At 74.6% G+C, this 17,209-nt stretch carries 7 protein-coding genes; 2 read left to right on the top strand and 5 right to left on the bottom strand.

Translation table 11 applies throughout. The features are described from left to right. Positions 1–20: 20 nt before the first annotated feature. The 5 genes from P3T37_RS25165 to P3T37_RS25145 form a co-directional block, all read right to left on the bottom strand. Positions 21–1,274, bottom strand: a complete 1,254-nt coding sequence (locus tag P3T37_RS25165; protein WP_280726116.1) for an ATP-grasp domain-containing protein — start codon at positions 1,272–1,274, stop codon at positions 21–23. Continuing rightward, complete coding sequence (locus tag P3T37_RS25160) at positions 1,267–2,520, bottom strand: ATP-grasp domain-containing protein (protein WP_280726115.1); 1,254 nt, start codon at positions 2,518–2,520, stop codon at positions 1,267–1,269. Before P3T37_RS25160 ends, P3T37_RS25165 begins: the two co-directional genes overlap by 8 nt. A gap of 1 nt (position 2,521) precedes the next feature. Further along, on the bottom strand, positions 2,522–3,232 hold the full coding sequence (locus P3T37_RS25155) for an iron-containing redox enzyme family protein (protein ID WP_280726114.1): 711 nt from the start codon (positions 3,230–3,232) through the stop codon (positions 2,522–2,524). Between the two features lie 232 nt (positions 3,233–3,464). Further along, positions 3,465–4,889 (bottom strand): PLP-dependent aminotransferase family protein, encoded by a 1,425-nt coding sequence (locus P3T37_RS25150; protein ID WP_280726113.1) that lies wholly within the window; start codon positions 4,887–4,889, stop codon positions 3,465–3,467. 440 nt (positions 4,890–5,329) lie between these two features. After that, positions 5,330–5,551 carry a hypothetical protein gene (locus P3T37_RS25145; protein ID WP_280726112.1) on the bottom strand — a complete coding sequence of 74 codons (222 nt, stop codon included), beginning with the start codon at positions 5,549–5,551 and terminating at the stop codon, positions 5,330–5,332. A gap of 354 nt (positions 5,552–5,905) precedes the next feature. On the opposite strand from P3T37_RS25145, the gene P3T37_RS25140 reads away from it, so the two are divergent. Continuing rightward, on the top strand, positions 5,906–12,703 hold the full coding sequence (locus P3T37_RS25140) for a type I polyketide synthase (RefSeq protein ID WP_280726111.1): 6,798 nt from the start codon (positions 5,906–5,908) through the stop codon (positions 12,701–12,703). Further along, on the top strand, positions 12,700–17,181 hold the full coding sequence (locus P3T37_RS25135; RefSeq protein WP_280726110.1) for a beta-ketoacyl synthase N-terminal-like domain-containing protein: 4,482 nt from the start codon (positions 12,700–12,702) through the stop codon (positions 17,179–17,181). Before P3T37_RS25140 ends, P3T37_RS25135 begins: the two co-directional genes overlap by 4 nt. Positions 17,182–17,209: the final 28 nt, after the last annotated feature.

The following is a 17,209-nucleotide window of genomic DNA, read 5'->3' as shown; positions in this document are numbered from 1 at the left end:
TACGCGAAGGGTGCCGCGCCTCACCGCTCCACCGTCGCCGGCACCTCGACCTCCAGGCGGTAGCGGCTGATGGTCTCCAGGACCGCGCGGCGCACCGCAGCCTGGTCGGCGCCGCGGAACAGGAAGCGGCCGCCGGCGTGGTCGTAGCCGCCCTGGCCGTCGAGGAGGTGGCCGGGCTCCGGCAGCGCCTCGGCGTAGACCTCGGGCACCGCGCCGACCAGCGAGTTGCGGGCGAGCACCCGCTGCGGCCACGGCCGGGGCTCGGGGAAGACCAGCCAGCCGCCGGCGGCGCTGGTCAGCAGCTCCTCGGCGCTGCTGCGCGGGGCCAGGCCGATCGAGGTCCGGAACGCCTCCTCGAAGAGGTCGATGCCGAACAGGTCGCGGTGCAGGAACGGCACGCCGGCGCCGCCGGGGCGCAGCCCCACCTCCAGGAAGACCGGCACGCCGTCGGCGGTGACGATCGCCTCCAGGTGGAACGGGCCGTCCAGCAGCTCCAGGGCGTCCAGGCACTCGGCGGTGAAGCCCTCCAGGCGCTCGCGCAGCGGTCCGGCATCGAGCAGGACCGAGCCGAGCGGGGTGCCCTCCATGAAGTCCAGGCAGGTGTTGACGTACTCGGAGACCGTCACGAAGTGGAAGCGGCCCGCGACGCGGATGCCGTCCACGTGGTGGATCGCCCCCTCGACGAACTCCTCGGCCTCATAGCCCTCCTGGCGCCCGATCGCCGCCAGCGCGGCGGCCAGCTCCTGTTCGGTGCGGGCCAGCACCACCCCGCGGGAGGCGGCGCCGTCGCGCGGCTTGAGGATCAGCGGCAGCCCGAGCTGCGCGGTGATCGCCGCCGCGGTGCTGTCGGCACTCAGTTCGAGGTACCTGGGCGCGCGCACCCCCGCCCGCTGGATCCACTGCTTCATCACGGCCTTGTCCCGGAACCGCAGCACGTGGTCGGTGGACCAGCCGGGGACGGCGAGTGCCTGGCGCAGTTCGGCGGCGGTGAGCAGGTCGAACTCGGAGACCCCGACGATGCCCGCGAGCGGCCCGTGCTTCTCGGCGATCCCGCGGGCCGCCGGCAGCAGCGTGTCGTAGCCGAGGTCGTCCACCACCACGGTCTCCACTGCGCCGTCCAGGTCCAGCGGCGGCAGCCCGTCGGGGGTGGTGAGGTAGGCGAGGCGGTGGGTGCCGTCCGGGACGAAGCGGTGGTACTCGCCGAACTCGTCGTCGAAGCGGTTGATGACGAGGAGCAGGGGGGCGGGCTGGCTGACCCGGGGCTGGCTACTCAAAACTCACTCCAAGGTCGATGGTCCGTCGGACCTCAAGGGCGTCGGCGTAGGAGTCGGCGGTGTAGAGGACATGGCCGAGTCGGCAGCGGAAGTCGTGTGCCGGGGGGATGGGATCGCCGGGTCGTAGGTAGAGCTCGGCCGCCAGCACGTCGGGACGTCCGCGCAGGTCGTCCAGGCCGCGCACGGACCGGTAGCGGTCCAGGCCCGGGGCGGTGAGGAAGTGGATGCCGGCGACCTTGGCGCGCGGCGAGCGCACCGGGACGGCGTCCGTGCCGAGACCGGTGTGCGCGGCCACCGCCAGGTGCGCCAGCGGGACGCCGGAGGCGATCTCGACCAGCTGCGGGATCCGGTCGCCGCCCATCCGGGCGCCGAGCTCGATCAGCACGGGAGTGTCGCCCGGCAGGCGCAGTTCGCAGTGGAACGGGCCGACCGTCACGCCCAGCGCCGCGACGACGGCGGTGACATAGGCGTCGACCGCGCGGCGCACCGAGGGCGTCAGGTCGGCGTGCACCACGTGGCCGAGCTCCACGAAGTGCGGTTCGGGGCCCAGGAATTTGCGGGTGACCGCGACGATCCGTACCTGACCATCCGTCACATAGCCCTCGACGGAAAGCTCGGGGCCCTCCAGGTACTCCTCCAGCAGGGCCCGGCCGTCCAGGCGGCGGCCCAGGTCCGAACGCTGGTCGCTGACCAGGTCCCGGTAGGAGCTGTGCAGTTGGGCGCGGTCGTCGGCCCGCACCACGTGGATGCTGCCGGCCGAGTCGGTCGGCTTCAGCACGCAGGGGAATCCCACCGCCTCGGCGGCGGAGTCCAGTTCGGCCGCCGAGCCGATGGCGGCGTAGCGCGGCACGCGCAGACCCGCCGCCTCGACCCGGCGCCGCATCAGCGCCTTGTCGCGGACCGCCGCGGCCTGCGGGGCGGGCAGCCCCGGCAGGCCGAGGCGGGCGGCGAGGCGTGCGACCACCGGGACGTAGAACTCGAACCCCGGCAGGATGCCGGCGAGTCCGCCCTCGGCGTGCAGGCCGGTGACGGCCGCGGTGAGGGCCGGCTCGTCGTTGGTGTCGAGCGTCAGCAGGGTGTCGATGTCCCGCCGAACCCCGTCGGGTAGCCGGCGGTCGTCGCGGTCGTGCGAGACCACCACCGTCTCAAGGCCCAGGTCGTGGGCGGCGCCCAGCAGCGCCACCCCCGAGGACATCGGTTCGACGACCAGGACGCGGCCCGGTCCCGGGGTTCGGAGGGACGTCATGTCAGCTCGCCGAGGCCTCGGAGCGGGCACCGACGGTGGACTCGTAGAGCTCGTTGAAGTAGTCCCCGATGAGGTCGATGAAGACGGTCAGGTAGACCTCGGCCTGCTCGGGGGAGCTGAACTTCTCGACCGCGCGGGCCACCGTGCGGAACATCAACTCGTCGTGGTCGTGCGACTCGTCGAAGGCGATGTGCGCCTTGGTGCCGTGCACGTACTCCTTGCCGAACTCGGTGGCGGCCTTCTCGGTGATGACCGGGTTGTACCGGTCGGAGTACCACTCGACGAACCAGTCCCAGATGGTGGTGGGTGCCGGGCCGGAGCGGTCGGCCTCCAGGCGCAGGTACCCCATCAGCTTGGCCGTGGAGGGGAAGACCGGGGTGGCGTTCAGCTGCTCGATGGTGAGGCCGAACTTCTCCAGGTCGCGGGTGAACATGTTCTCGTGGCCGAACTCCTCGGCCAGGTACTTGGCGAGCTTCGCGGCCAGCGCGTCGTCCTGCGAGCCGACCTTGTAGAGGGCGTAGCTGTCCACCTCGTTGTTCAGGCGGATCCGCAGCACGGTCTCGGTGATGTGCCGGATGTAGTAGTCGCGGTCGATCCACTCGCCGCTGTGCAGCTCGCGCAGCTTGGGAACGCGCTTGAACTGCTTCTCCAGGAGTTCCGCGGCCAGCGTCTGGAGACGCTCGCGGTCGAGCTTGGTCTCGGTGTTGGACATGGCTGTGCACACCCTTCATGGCGATGTTCGCGGGGGGCGTTACCGGTGAGCCGGGCGTGCGCGGTGGTGATTCCGCTCGGCTCGGTGCTCTCCCAACATCATGTGTCACAGGGCCAGTCGAGCAAAGAGCCAATTCGCAAGGCTTGGCCTGTACAGGGCAGCCGGGGCCCGCGGTGGCGCGGAGCAGGGCGGACGCCGATCGGACGCCGGTCGCTCGCTCGCGCGCTGTCCGTCAGTCGCTCGCCGCCGGGTCGGCGGTGGTCTCCTCGTGGGCGCGGGCGAGCAGGCGTACGCCCTCGCGCAGCGCGCGCTCGGGCAGCGTGTACGGCAGCCGCAGGAAGTTGTCGAACACCCCGCCCACGCCGAACCGCGGACCGCTCAGCAGGCGCACCTGGTAGCGCTCGGCGGTGGTGGCCAGAGCGGTGCTGATCGGCGCGCCGAGGTCGACCCACAGGGCCGAACCACCGGTCGGCACGCGGAAGCTCCACCCGGGCAGGTGGGTGCGCAGGGCGGTGACCAGGACCTCCCGCCGGCGGGTCAGCAGGGCCCGCCGCTCGGCGAGCAACTCGTCTGCGGAGTGCAGCAGATGGGTGGTGATGACCTGGTCGGCCGGTGCGGTGCCGGTGCCCTGGGCGGCGTTGTTGAGCGCCAGGCGGTGGATGATCGAGGGCGCCGCGCGGATCCAGCCGACCCGCAGCCCGTCGCCCACCATGGCGCGGGTGGAGCCGATCAGCGCCACGGTGTCCAGCGGATCGTGGGCGGCCAGCGTGGGCGGCATCTCGGGGCCGTCCAGCCGTAGTTCGGCGGCGCTCTCGTCGGCCACCAGCAGCGTGCCGCTCTGCTGGGCCGCCCGGACCAGCCGCTGACGGGCGCCGGCCGACATCAGCCGGCCGGTCGGGTGCTGGAAGTCCGGGGTGAGGAAGGCGATCTGCGGGCGCACCTGGCGCAGCGCGGTGACGAACATGTCGGTGTGCCAGCCCTCCTCGCCCAGCCCCACCGGGCACGGCCGGGCGCCGTGCAGCCAGATGGCGTCCATCACCAGCGGCGCCGAGGGGGCCTCGATCAGCACGAGTTGGGAGGGTTTGGCCCGCAGCTTCAGCAGTAACTGCCAGGAGTGGCGCGACCCCTGGGTCAGCAGCAGCTGGGCCGGCGAGGTCGGCAGGCCGCGCGCGGTGTAGCGGTCGGCGATCGCCTGGCGAAGTTCCGGCAGGCCGCGCGGGTCGTACTCGCCCCCGGCCAGCGAGCGGGCCAGGTCGGTGGCCGCCAGCCGTACCGCCTGCTCGATCAGCGGCGCCGGGACGGGCAGCGCGGCCGAGGTGAAGTCGGCCGTCCAGCCGCCGACCGGGCGGCGCGGCCGGCCGGCCGGGGGCCGGCCGACGGGGGGTGGCGCGGTCGGCAGCGAGACGACCGTCCCGAAGCCGCGCTCGCTGTGCACCTGGCCCTCGCTGCGCAGCAGGTCGTACGCCTTGGTGACGGTGGTGCGGCTGAGCCCGAGGTGCTCCGCCAGCACGCGTTCCGGGGGGATCCGGGTGTCCGGGATCAGCCGGCCCTCGCGGATCAGGACCCGTAACCGCTGGGCCAGCGCGGTGTAGGCGGGGTCGTCCGACTGCCAGCCGCCGAGCAGCTGGCCGAGCTGGCCGGGACCGATCAAGTACATGGAATCTGCCACAGTTCGCCATCCGGTCAGGACCGGCGCACCCGTGGCCGACGTCCGGGGTCTCCGGCCGTGTCGTCCGGGAGTGCACCGAGAAGTCCCGCTGCCGCGGCTGGCAGCGGGTCGGTCTGCGCGGTGAGAAGCGGGTCAGCTTCTCGAAGCTCTCCACGGGCGGGCCCCCCCGCAGATCACCCTTGTCCGGGTCATCGGTGGCGACGACAAGGGATGCTGCGGGCTGACTTGGCGGACACGTCGAAGCGCTGCCGGTCGACGGAGTCGGTCGGGTCCGGCCCTGCGAGGTGGTTCGCTGGCGTCACACCTCATGTGTCGCAGCTGCGCTCCGGTAAGTCAAGGGTGTTGTGTGCCAGATGTGCTGACGGTTGGTCACTTCTGAAAAGGTCGGCGAACCGGTTTGTTTTCCGGTGTGCTCAGCCCTGGCGTGCTCAGCCCTGGGCGGAGTAGGCCCGCTCGTACAGCGCCCAGTCGCCGTCGGACCAGACGTAGATGCGGATGCCGGTGGCGCCGGACCGGCCGGCCGCGATCGCCTCGCGCACGGCGATGACGTGGTCGTCGGCGGCCTGGCTGGTGCGGTGGTCGGTCGGGGTGTCGACGCCGGCGTCGGTGATGACGACGCGCCACGGCTTGAACGAGCTGCTGGAGGTCATGATCGGGCTCCTTGCTGGGCGGCGCACAGGCTCTGAGTCCATAGTGGCCGCGCGGAGGCCGATCGGGCGACGGGCCGGACGATCACGTTTTGCTCGCGAAGACCTCCTCGCGCTGGTTGGCGTCGGGAATGGGGGCCGGTCGGCGGCGCGATGTCTCTGTGCAGAGAGGTTGACATGTACGCGCAACGTGGGCTTAATCTGACAGGCCTTACCGCTCGGTAGCCTTGATGGTGAACCGGATCGCGGGACGGCGCAATGGCGCCTCGTGGACCTGACGGTGGGTCTGCTCCCGGTGCTCCGCTTCGGAACTCGCTCATGCCCCCCGCCTGCACCATGATGCAACCCGGAGAGCCCATGAGGTCCAACTTTTCGCTGACCGACGTCGTCATCGGGATCACCCCCTTCCAGGAACCGGACGCCGCGCTCGCCGAGGCCGTGTGCCGTGCCGGCGCCGTGGGCGTACTGGACCTCGGGGTCGGTGATCGCCGGTCGCGCGAGGAACTCGCTCGGCTGCGGGAGAGAGCCCCTGCCGGGTTCGGCGTCCGGGCGGCCCCCGGTTGCCGGATGGTCCCCGAGGACCTCCGCTCGGCCGTCGGGGCCGGTCCGCGGGTCGTCGTGCTGGCCGCGGACACCCCGGGCTGGGACATTGCCCAGCTTCGTGACGAGTACCGCCTGCTGGTGGACGTGACGGACCTGGGGCAGGCCGTGGCCGCGGTCCGCGCCGGGGCCCACGGACTGATCGCGCGCGGGTGCGAAAGCGGCGGCCGAGTGGGCGAGTTGAGCACGTTCGTGCTGCTTCAGCAGCTGCTGGCCGAGCCCGAGATCGAGGTGCCGGTCTGGGCCTGGGGCGGGATCGGGCCGCGCACGGCGGCGGCGGCCGTGGCCGGCGGGGCCGCCGGGGTGGTGCTGGACAGTCAGCTCGCGCTGCTGGCGGAGTCCGCGGTGCCTCAGGAGGCCGCGGCGGCCGTGCGCGGCATGGACGGATCCGAGACGACCGTCGTGGACGGGTGCCGTGCGTTGCGGCCCAGCAGGTCGAGCGGGGCAGAGGAAGTGACGGTTGGTCAGGACGGGTTTCTGGCAGCCAGGTTCGCCGAGAAGTGGGTGACGGTCCCGCGAGCGGTGCGCGCGGTGCGTGAGGCGGTCCTGGACGGTCTGCGAGCGTCGGCGGCGCCGGGTGCGGCGGCGGCCCTGCTCGGACCGGGGGCGCGGCTGGGCGAGCGGCTGGGGACCCGGCTGCCGGTGGTGCAGGGGCCGATGACCCGGGTCAGCGACCAACCGGGCTTCGCGGCGGCGGTGGCCGCGGCAGGGGCGCTGCCGTGCGTGGCCCTGGCGCTGGCCGGACCGGAGCAGACCCGCGAGCTGCTCGCCAGGACTGCTGCCGAGGTAGGTGAACTCCCTTGGGGTGTCGGCGTCCTGGGCTTCGCGCCGGAGGAGGTGCGCAGTGCCCAACTGGCGGAGGTGCTGGCGGCCAGGCCCAGCCATGCGGTGATCGCGGGTGGGCGCCCGTCGCAGGCACGGGTGCTGGAGGAAGCGGGAATCCGCACCTTCCTGCACGTGCCCTCGCCGGGCCTGCTCCAGCAGTTCCTGGAGGACGGAGCCCGCAGGTTCGTCTTCGAGGGATCGGAGTGCGGCGGGCATGTCGGGCCGCGCCACAGCTTCCCGCTGTGGGAGGCGCAGTTGGCGGTCCTGGAGGACTTCCTGGAGAGCGAGGGCCGGGCGGACCTGGAGGTGCTGTTCGCCGGCGGCGTGCACGACGCGCGCTCGGCGGCGATGGTGGCGGCGATGGCCGCACCACTGGCGCAACGAGGAGTCGCGGCAGGGGTGTTGATGGGCACCGCGTACCTGTTCACCGAGGAGGCGGTAGCCTGCGGGGCGGTACGGTCGCGGTTCCAGCGGCAGGTGTTGGCGGCGCGCGCGACGGAGCTGCTGCAGACGGCGCCCGGGCACGCCACGCGGTGCGTGCCGAGCCCCTTCACGACCGAATTCCGCACCGCGCGCGAGCAGTTGCGGGCGCAGGGAGTGCCGGACCGGGAGGCCTGGGAGCAGCTGGAGCGGCTGAACGTCGGCCGCCTGCGGATCGCCGCCAAGGGCGTCGACCGGGTGGCGGGCGCGTTGACCGCGGTGGACGAGCAGGGCCAGCTGGAGCGGGGCATGTTCATGGCCGGGCAGGTGGCGGTGCTGCGCTCGGCCACCACGACGCTGGCCGAGCTGCACGCCGAGGTGAGCACCGGGGCGGCCGGCCTGCTGGCCGATCGGGCCGCGGAGCTGGTGGAGCGCCTCGGCCTGCTGCCGGTTGCCGCGCCGGAGCCCGAGGCCGTGCCGCTGGACATCGCGGTGATCGGCATGGCGGGCATCTTCCCGCAGGCCCCCGACCTGCCCGCGTTCTGGGCGAACGTGGTGGGCGGGGTGGACGCGGTGACCGAGGTGCCGGCCGAGCGCTGGGACCCGGCGCTCTACCACGCGGCGGACGGCGGGCCCGGCAGTACGCCGTCCAAATGGGGCGGGTTCCTGCCGCGGATCCCCTTCGACCCGCTGAGCTACGGCATCCCGCCGTCCGCGCTGGGCAGCATCGAGCCGGTGCAGCTGCTGGCGCTGGAGACGGCGCGCCGGGCGCTGCTGGACGCGGGTTACGACGGCGGCGGCGCCGAGGGCGGTCGCGCCTTCGACCGCTCGCGCGCCAGCGTGGTGTTCGGGGCGGAGGCGGGCAGCGACCTCTCCAACGCGGGCGTGCTCGCGGCGGTGCTGCCCGGCTACCTCGGCACGGTGCCCGACGCGATCGCCGAGCAGCTGCCGAAACTGACCGAGGACTCCTTCCCGGGCATGCTGGCCAACGTCATCTCCGGGCGGATCGCCAACCGGCTGGACCTGGGCGGCGCCAACTTCACCGTCGACGCGGCCTGCGCCTCCTCGCTGGCGGCGCTGGACGTGGCCTGCAAGGAACTCGTCGCGGGCACCAGCGATCTGGCGCTGTGCGGCGGCGCGGACCTGCACAACGGGATCAACGACTTCCTGCTCTTCGCCTCGGTCCACGCGCTCTCGCCGACCGGCCGCTCCCGCCCGTTCGACGCGTCGGCGGACGGGATCGCGCTCGGCGAGGGGGTGGGCTGCCTGGTGCTCAAGCGCTTGGCGGACGCGCAGCGCGACGGCGACCGGGTGTACGCGGTGGTCCAGGGCGTCGGCAGCGCCAGTGACGGCCGTTCGCTGGGCCTGACGGCGCCGCGGCCCGAGGGGCAGCGGGCCGCGCTGGAGCGCGCCTACCGCGCCGCCGGGATCGGGCCGGGCCAGGTGGGGCTGCTGGAGGCGCACGGCACCGGCACGGTGGTCGGCGACCGTACCGAACTGGCCACGCTGACCGCGGTGTTCGCGGAGGCCGGTGCGGCGCCGCAGAGTTGTGCGCTGGGATCGGTGAAGTCGCAGATCGGGCACACCAAGTGCGCGGCCGGCCTGGCCGGGCTGATCAAGGCGTCGCTGGCGCTGCACACCGGTGTCAAGCCGCCGACCCTGCACCTGGAGCAGCCGAACTCGGCCTGGCAGGAGGAGAGCAGTCCGTTCGCCTTCCATGCCGAGGCCCGGCCCTGGGTCGCGCCGCCTGCCGAACGGGTGGCGGGCGTCAGCGCGTTCGGCTTCGGCGGAACCAACTTCCATGCGGTGCTGCGGGGTTACGACGGGCCACCGCCGGTGCACGCTCTGCAGGAGTGGCCGGCCGAACTCTTCACCTTCCGGGGAGCCGACCGGGCGCGCGCCCTGCGCGAGGTGGCCGAGCTGCTGCGGCAGGCCGAGGCGGACCGTTCGCCGTGGCGGCTGCGCGACCTGGCGCTGGCCGCCTCCCGGCGGGCGGAGTCGGCGCGCGGGCCGGTGCAGGTGGCGGTGGTGGCCTCGGACCTCGCGGAGCTGACCGGGCTGCTGCGCCGGGCGCTGGCGGGGGAGTGCGCCCCGGCGTCCGGACTGCACCTGGCCGAGGAGGACGGCCTGGGGGGAGAGGTGGCGTTCCTCTTCCCCGGACAGGGCAGCCAGCGTCCGGGGATGTTCGCGGAGCTGTTCTCGGCCTTCCCGGCCGTGCAGCGGCACCTGCGGTCGGGTCAGGCCTACACGGACGCGCTGTACCCGCCGGCGGCCTTCACGCCGCAGGCGCGGGAGCGCCAGCGCGCCGCGCTCACCGACACCCGGATGGCCCAGCCCGCGCTCGGGATGACCGGCCTCGCGGCGTACGAGTTGCTGGGGCTGGCCGGCGTGCGCCCGCAGCTGGCGGGCGGCCACAGCTACGGCGAGCTGGTGGCGCTGTGCGCGGCGGGGGCGGTGGCGGCTGAGGAGCTGCCCGCGCTCAGCGCCGATCGGGCCGGCGCGATCCTGGACGCCGTCGGGGAGGGCGCGGACCCCGGGTCGATGGCGGCGGTGGCGGCCGGGGCCCAGGAGGTCGAGCAGGTCCTGGCGGCCGCCGGGCTGGCGGGGCGGGTAGTGGCGGCCAACCGCAACGCGCCGCGCCAGACGGTCGTCTCGGGCGGGACGGACGAGGTGGCGCAGGCGATGCAGCGGCTGGCGGAGGCCGGGTACGGGGTGAAGCGGCTGCCGGTCGCCTGCGCCTTCCACAGTCCGCTGGTCGCGGGGGCGGGTGAGCGGTTCGCCGCGGCCCTGGCTCGATGTACGGTGCGCAGCCCGGAGTTCCCGGTCTGGTCGAACCGGACGGCCGCGCGCTATCCGGCGGGTCCCGCCGCGGTGCGCGGCGAACTCGCCGCGCAGATCGGCTCCCCGGTGCGCTTCGCGGAGCAGATCGAGGCGATGTACGAGGCGGGCGCGCGGGTGTTCGTCGAGGCCGGGCCCGGGTCGGTGCTGACCCGGTTGGTGTCGGCGGTGCTGGCGGACCGGCCGCACCTGGCGGTGTCGCTGGAACGGCGGCGCGCGGGCCTGCCCGGCTTCCTCGACGCGCTGGCCGAACTGGCCGTCGCCGGGCTGCCGGTGCGTATGGGTTGGCTGCTGCGCGGCCGCGACGCGGTGGACGCGGGCCGGGCGCGCACGACGCGCCGGCCCGGCTGGACGGTGGACGGGCAGCTGGTGCGTACCGCTGCCGGAGAACTGCTGCCCGGTGCGCTGGCGCCGGCCCGACAAGTACCGGAGGCCCTCATGACGACGCAGGAACCGCACGCGAACGGTCACCGGTCCGCCGGGGACGCCTTGGTGGCGGAGTTCCTCAGGAGCAGCCGGGAGCTGGTCGCGGCTCAACGGGACGTGCTGCTCGCGCACTTGGGCGGGGCGGTCGGCGCGCCGCAGCTCGCCGCGCCGGTCGTGACAGTGCCGGTGGTGACGGTGCCGGTCGTGACGACTTCGGTCGAAGCTCCGGCGGTTGTGCCGGAACCTCCAGCGGCTGCCGCCTTCGGCGAGGCCGACGTGCTGCGCACGGTGGTGGAGGTGATCAGCGAGCGCACCGGCTACCCGGCCGACATGATCGAACCCGACCTGGACCTTGAGGCCGACCTCAGCATCGACTCCATCAAGCGCACCGAGATCATCGGCCAACTCGCCCGCCGACTGTCCGCCGGCCCGAGCGGCGAGCTCGTCACGCTGGGCGACGAGGAGGTCGAGCAGCTCTCCGGCGCCCGCACCGCCGCCGCCATCACCCGCTGGCTCCTCGGCAGGCTGGACGGCCCGGCCCCCGAGACGCCGTCCGTGCCTCCCGAGCAGGTGGGCGTCGAGGGCCACGAGCCCGCCCGCCTGGAGTTCACCCCGGTGCCGCTGCCCGCACTCGTGTCCCAGCCGCCGACCGGTCAGCGCTTCGCCGTACTGGGCACCGACGGCGGCGGCGTCGCCGAGGCCCTGGCGGCGCGCCTCACCGCGCACGGCGCGCAGCTGCTGGCGCTCGACGCCGGTCACCAACTGTCGGCCACCGACGGCCCGTTGGACGGCGTACTGCTGCTGGACCCGCTCGGCCAGGACGGCTCGCCGGTGCTGCCGGGCTGCCTGCCCGCGCTCCAGAGCGCGCTGGCCCTCGCCCCCGCCCGGCTGCTCGCCGTCCGCAGCGCAGCGCCGTCCCGCAGCGGTCGGGCGGACGGCCTGCGCGGACTGTTCCGGACGATCGGCCGCGAGTACCCGGACACCGCGGCCCGGCTGGTGGAGTTCGCCGACGGCGTCACGCCGGCGCAGGTGGCCGAGGCGCTGGTCGGCGAGCTGCTGGCCGACGACCGCGAGCCGGTGGTGCTGCACGGCCCGCAGGGCCGCCAGGGCCTGGCCCTGGTGGAGCGCGGCCTGGGGGTGCTCGGCAGCACCGGGGCCGGCCCGGCCGGTGACGGCGCGGCGGAGGCCGCCGCGCTGGGACTGGACCGCGACGCCGTGGTGCTGCTGGTCGGCGGCGCGCGCGGGATCACCGCGCGCTTCGCGGCGACGCTCGCGGCGGCCTCGCACTGCCGCCTTGAGCTGCTGGGCCGCACCGCACCGCCGGACGGCCCCGAGGCTCCGGCGACGGCCGCCGCCCGCGACCGGTCGGCGCTGCGGGCCGTGCTCGCCCACCAGGGCGTCCCGCTGGCCGACATCGACCGCACCGCCTCCCGGCTGCTGGCCGGACGCGAGGTGGCGGCGACGCTGGACGAGCTGTCCGCGCTGGGCTCGAAGGCCGGCTACCAGGTCGTGGACGCGGCCGACCCGGCTGCTCTGCGGCAGGCGGTCAAGGAGGTCTACGCCGAACACGGACGGTTGGACGGCGTGGTCTTCGCCGCGGGCGTGATTGAGGACAAGGTGCTCGCCGAGAAGGATCCGGAGTCCTTCCGGCGGGTCTTCGCGACCAAGGCGGACGGCGCGCGGGCCCTGCTCGACGCGCTGGCCGAGCTGCCGGGCGGGCCGAGGTTCACGGTGCTCTTCGGCAGCATCGCCGCCGCCCTGGGCAACCGCGGCCAGGCCGACTACGCGGCGGCCAACGACGCGATGGAGGATCTGGGCGCCCGCTGGGCGGCCCGGACCGGGCGCCGGGCGCTGACCGTCCACTGGGGCCCGTGGGCGCCGTCCGGCCCGCACGGCGGCATGGTCTCGCCGGAGCTGGCCCGGGACTACGAGCGGCGGGGCGTGCGGCTGATCGACCCGGCCGCCGGCACGCTGGCGCTGCTGCGTGAACTGGCCTGGGGCGACGAGTCGGTGCGTTCCGTGGTCTACACCGCCTCGGGCTGGTGAGGGGCGCAGTGGCGCACACCCAACTCCCTCCGGTGGCGGTGGTGGGCATGGCGGTGCTGCTGCCCGGTGCCCCGGACCTGGCGACGTACTGGCGCAACCTGCTGGACGGCGTCGACGCGATCACCGACGTCCCCGAGGGCCGCTGGGACGCGGACTACTACGACCCGGCGGCTGCCACCGGACCGGCGGTCGCGGACCGGCTCTACTGCCGGCGCGGCGGCTTCGTGGACGCGTCGGCCGAGGTGCAGCCGACCCGGTTCGGCATCATGCCGAGCTCGGTGCCCGGCACCGAGCCCGACCAGCTGATCGCGCTGCAGGTCGCCTCGGCCGCCATTGCGGACGCGGGCGGCCCGGACCGGCTGCCCGATCGCGATCGGGTCGGCGTGGTGCTGGGCCGGGGCGGGTACCTCACGCCGGGCCTGGTCCGGCTCGACCAGCGGGTCCGCAGCGCGCACCAGCTGGTGCGCACCCTCGGCGAGCTGCTGCCCGATCTGACGCCTGCCCAACTCGGCCGGGTGCGTACCGCGTTCACCGACCGGCTCGGCCCCGACCGGCCGGAGTCGGCGATCGGTCTGGTGCCCAGTCTGGCCGCGTCCCGGCTCGCCAACCGGCTCGACCTGCGCGGGCCCGCGTACACGGTGGACGCCGCCTGCGCCTCGTCGCTGATCGCGGTGGACCAGGCGGTCGGCGAGCTGGCGAGCGGGCGCTGCGACCTGATGCTGGCGGGCGGTGTGCACCACTGCCACGACGTCACGCTGTGGAGCGTGTTCGCGCAGCTGCGGGCGCTCTCCCCGAGCCAGCGGATCCGCCCGTTCCACCGGGGCGCCGACGGGCTGCTGATCGGCGAGGGCACCGGTGTGGTGGTGCTCAAGCGGCTCGCCGACGCCGAGCGCGACGGCGACCGGGTGTACGCGGTGATCCGCGGCACCGGCGTGGCGAGCGACGGCCGCACGGCGGGGCCGGCCACGCCCGACCCGGGCGGCCAGAGCCGGGCGGTGCGGGCGGCCTGGCGGGCGGCCGGGCTCGACCCGGCCGTGAGCGGCGCGCTCGGCCTGCTGGAGGCCCACGGCACCGCGACCCCGGCCGGGGACGCGGCCGAACTGGCCACGCTGGCCGAGGTGTTCGGCCCGTCGGTGGCGGGGGAGGAGCGGGCGGTCCTCGGCTCCGTGAAGTCGATGATCGGCCACACCATGCCGGCCGCCGGCATCGCCGGACTGATCAAGGCGGCGCTGGCCGTGCACCACGCGGTGCTGCTGCCCACGCTGCACTGCGAGGAGCCGCACCCGGCGCTGGCCCGCACCCGGTTCCGCACCGTCGGATCCGCGCAACCCTGGGAGACCGTCGGCGGCGGACCCCGCCGCGCCGGGGTGAACGCCTTCGGCTTCGGCGGGATCAACGCCCACGTGGTGCTGGAACAGGCCCCGGGCAGCGTCAGCTCGGTCCCGCCGCGCGTCACGGTCGCCGAACCCGAGCGGGTACTGAGGCTGGCCGCCGAGGGGCCCGAGCAGCTGGCGGCGCTGCTCGCGTCCGAGGACCGCGTCCTGCTGGCCGCCGGCCTGCCGGAGCACGGCGGCCCGGCGCCGCGCCATCGGGTGGCGATCGCCGACCCGACCGCGAAGCGGCTGGCGCTGGCCCGTCGCGCACTCGCCCGGGGGCGGGCCTGGCGCGGGCGGGGCGACGTCTGGTTCGCGCCAGAGCCGCTGCTCGCCCGGCCCGTCCCCGGCCGGGTGGCGTTCCTCTTCCCGGGCCTGGAAGCCGAGTTCGCCCCGCGCGTGGACGATGTCGCCGACCACTTCGGCCTGCCCCGACCCGTCCTGGCGGGAGGCGTCGGCGACCTCGGGCGGCACGGCGCCGGGGTGGTGGCCCTCGGCCGCCTGCTCGACGCGGCGCTGCGCCGGATCGGCGTGCGGCCGGACGCCGTGGCCGGACACAGCGTCGGCGAGTGGACCGCGATGGCCGCCGGCGGCCTGTACTCCGGTGCCTCGGTGGACGCCTTCCTGGAGTCCTTCGACCCCGACGCGCTGCGGGTCCCGGGGCTGGCCTTCGCCGCGCTCGGCGCCTCGGCCGACCGGGTGCGCGAGGCGCTGGCTTCGGCCGAGGGCATGGCGGCGGCCGACGGCATGGGGGAAGTGGTCCTGTCGCACGACAACGCACCGCAGCAGTCGATCGTCTGCGGTCCCGAGCAAGCCGTCGCGGAGCTGGTGCGGCACTTCCGCGCGCAGGGGGTGCTGGGTCAGCTGCTGCCGTTCCGCTCCGGCTTCCACACCCCGATGCTGGCGCCCTACCTGGCGCCGATCCAGCGGGCGGCCGAGGGCTTCGAACTCCACCGGCCGACCGTGCCGGTGTGGTCCGGCACGACCGCCGCACCCTTCCCACCGAGCGAGGCCGAGGTCCGCGCGCTGTTCCTGCGCCACCTGGTGGAACCGGTGCGCTTCCGGCCGCTGGTCGAAGCCCTGTACGCGTCCGGCTTCCAGGTCTTCGTCCAGCTGGGAGTCGGCCAGCTGTCCTCGCTGGTGGGCGACACGCTGGGCGACCGTGAGCACCTCCTGGTCGCGGCCAACTCCCCGCACCGGGACGGGATGGCGCAGCTGCGCCGGGTCGCCGCCGCGCTCTGGGTGGAGGGCGCCGAACCGGATCTGGCCGCGCTGCTGCCGCCGACGCCGACGGTACGGTCGCATCCGTCGGTGCGGCTGGACCTGGGCGCGGCGCTCGTCTCGCTGGATCCGGCCGCCCTCGGCCCGCTGCGCGCCGAACTGGCCCCGGGCCCGCTCGTCGCACCCGGGAGCCTCTCCGCACTGGCCGACCGCTTCCCGGAGGCGGCCGAACTCGACGCGCTGCTGCGTGACACCGAGCGGACAGCTCTCGAACTGATCGGCGCGGCACGGCCGTTGCGGGGGGACTCGGTACGGCTCCGGATCTCGCCCGACGCCATGCCGTACCTGCGCGACCACTGCTTCTTCCGCCAGCGTCCCGACTGGCCCGACCTGACGGACCGCTGGCCGGTCGTCCCGGCCACCACCATCGTGCAGCACCTGCTGGACGCGGCGGAGCGAGCCGCGCCAGGGCGGGTGGCCGCCGGCGTGAGCGGGATGCGGTTCGGGCAGTGGGTGCCGGCCGCGACGCCGCTGGACGTGGAGATCACTCTCCAGGCCGCCGGCCGTGACTGCTTCACCGCCTCCTTCGGCGAATTCGCGCACGGCACCGTCGAACTGACGGATCGTCATGCCGTCCCGCCCGCGCCGTGGCCGGTGGACGAGGGGAGCGAGCGCAGCCCGGAGCTGACAGCTGCCGGGCTGTACGAGGAGCGGTGGATGTTCCACGGCCCGGCGTTCCAGGGCCTGACCGAACTGACCGCCCTCGGCGAGCGGCACGTACGGGGCGTGATCACCGCGCCGCCCGCCCCCGGCGCACTGCTGGACAACGTCGGCCAGCTGCTCGGCTACTGGATCATGGCCACCCGCACCGAGCGCACCGTTGTCTTCCCCGTCGGCCTGCGGCAGCTGCGCTTCTACGGGCCGCCGCCCCGGCCCGGCGCCGAACTCCACTGCCACATCCGCATCACCGAGCTCACCGACACCACCCTGGAAGCCGACGTGCAGCTGCGCTCGGGCGGCACGGTCTGGGCCGAGGTGCACGGCTGGCAGGACCGCCGCTTCGACAGCCACCCCGAGACCCGTCCCGTCGAACGCTTCGTGGAGCGCAACACCCTCTCCGCCCCGCAGGCCGGCGGCTGGGTGGTGCTGCACGAGCGCTGGCCCGACCTCGCATCCCGCGACCTGATCATGCGCAACCACCTGGGTTCCGCCGAACGCGCCCGGTACGAGCAGCAGCCGCCGCGCGGGCGCCGGGCGTGGCTGCTGGGCCGGATCGCGGTGAAGGACGCGGTGCGGCGCCGGCTGTGGGAGCAGGGCGAGGGACCGGTGTTCCCGGCCGAGATCGAGGTGCACAACGACGCGACCGGCCGGCCCCGGGTGTCCGGGCTGCACGGCCGCACGCTCCCCGACCTCGACGTCTCGCTCGCCCACCGGGCAGAGGCGGCCGTCGCCCTCGTTCGGGCCGGTACCCCTGGTGGGCCGGGAGTCGGCATCGACCTGGAGGAGGTGGTGGCGCGTCCGGCCACGACCCTGTCCGTCGCGCTCGGCCCGGCGGAGCTGGACCTCCTGGCGGCCTGCCGCGCCGCGCACGGCGGCAGCGAGGCGCTCTGGTTCACCCGCTTCTGGGCGGCGAAGGAGGCGGTGGCCAAGGCCGAGGGCACCGGACTGGGTGGTCGGCCACGCGACTTCGCGGTGGTCCGGGCCGACCCGTCGGCCCTGCTCGTCACCGTCGCCGGGCCCGACGGGCCGCGCACCCACCGGGTGCACTGCGCGCTGATCGACAACCCGCCCGGCCTCCCGCAGCGCCGCTACGTCGTGGCGTGGACCGCGGACGCCACCGACAACCGGACAGCCGACAACCACGAAGGGGCAGCAGCCAAGTGAGCGTCACCGAGCAGGAGATCCTCCGCGA

Source organism: Kitasatospora sp. MAA4 (genome assembly GCF_029893355.1).
GTDB lineage: Bacteria > Actinomycetota > Actinomycetes > Streptomycetales > Streptomycetaceae > Kitasatospora.
The sequence above is the reverse complement of the archived record's forward strand: the minus strand, read 5'-3'. Positions and strand labels throughout refer to the sequence as shown.

Bases quoted from the DNA above. Each gene is read 5' to 3' on its own strand.
- P3T37_RS25160 (WP_280726115.1), bottom strand. From the start codon at position 2,520: ATGACGTCCCTCCGAACCCCGGGACCGGGCCGCGTCCTGGTCGTCGAA.
- P3T37_RS25145 (WP_280726112.1), bottom strand. From the start codon at position 5,551: ATGACCTCCAGCAGCTCGTTCAAGCCGTGGCGCGTCGTCATCACCGAC.
- P3T37_RS25155 (WP_280726114.1), bottom strand. From the start codon at position 3,232: ATGTCCAACACCGAGACCAAGCTCGACCGCGAGCGTCTCCAGACGCTG.
- P3T37_RS25150 (WP_280726113.1), bottom strand. From the start codon at position 4,889: ATGTACTTGATCGGTCCCGGCCAGCTCGGCCAGCTGCTCGGCGGCTGG.
- P3T37_RS25140 (WP_280726111.1), top strand. From the start codon at position 5,906: ATGAGGTCCAACTTTTCGCTGACCGACGTCGTCATCGGGATCACCCCC.